Source organism: Nonomuraea sp. NPDC001636, from assembly GCF_040298265.1.
Classification (GTDB): Bacteria; Actinomycetota; Actinomycetes; order Streptosporangiales; family Streptosporangiaceae; genus Nonomuraea.
In genome coordinates, this window is record NZ_JBEOZT010000106.1 from 1 (window position 1) to 1,024 (window position 1,024).

Below are 1,024 nucleotides of genomic sequence, written 5' to 3' on the forward strand. Positions count from 1 at the left end.
CTAGGTCCCGTTTCATAAGGCGTTGAGCCACTGGTTGATCGCGGCGATGACGATGACGGCTTCGTAGCGTACGGCGAGCTTGTCGTAGCGGGTTGCCATGCCGCGGTTGCCTTTGAGCAGGTTGATGCCGCACTCCACAGCATGACGCAGCCGGTAGAACGCAGGGTCGAAGACAGGCGGGCGGCCTCCCTTCGATCCCTTGGCCCTGCGGTGGGCGTCCTGGTCGGCCTTGCTCGGAATGCACGCCTTGATCCCACGCCGGCGCAGATGAGTCCGGTTGGCCTTGCTGGTGTAGGCCTTGTCAGCCAGGACCCGATCCGGGCGGGTCCTGGGCCGGCCACCGCCGAGGCGGGCCACCCGGATCTTGCCCAGCACCGGGATGAACTGCGGGCTGTCGCCCCGCTGACCGGCGGTCACCACCGCGGCCAGCAGCTTGCGGCCCTGCTCGCAAGCCAGATGGGTCTTGGTGGTCAGCCCGCCGCGTGAGCGCCCCAGCGCGTGATCGTCCGGCTCGCTGTGCACCCCGCCGGGTGGTTCCTTTTGCAGGTGGCCGTTCCGGCGTGCTCCGGCCGCGTGCTGATGAGCCCGAGTGATGGTGGAGTCCACGCTCACCGTCCACTCGATCTTCCCAGCGGCGTCCGCACACGCCTGCAAGGCGGCCAGGATCTGAGCCCAGATCCCTTCCCGCTGCCAGCGCCGGAACAAGCCGTACACGGTGAACCAGTGGCCGTAGCAGGCAGGCACGTCCCGCCACGGCGCCCCGGTCCGGATCCGCCACCGGATCCCGTCGATCAACTGCCGCCTGCTCCACTTCGGCGGACGCCCCTTGCCCGATGCGGCAGGCAGATGCGGCTCCAGCGCCGCCCACTGCGCGTCAGTGAGGTCGTGCCGCCTCGTCACCACTACGCTGGTCACGAGGTCTCCGGTATTTCGTTCTTCTTGGTCGTTGAACCAACTACCGGAGACCTCTTCGTTCAACGATCACCGACACGCCTCACACGCGATCTTTCGAAACACGGCCTAG

Annotated in this window: 1 protein-coding gene; it reads right to left on the reverse strand. The window is 67.3% G+C overall.

What is annotated here, in order from left to right:
• Positions 1 to 12: 12 nt before the first annotated feature.
• Positions 13 to 900, reverse strand: a complete 888-nt coding sequence (locus ABT158_RS51260) for an IS5 family transposase (protein WP_352366789.1) — start codon at positions 898 to 900, stop codon at positions 13 to 15.
• Between the last annotated feature and the right edge of the window lie 124 nt (positions 901 to 1,024).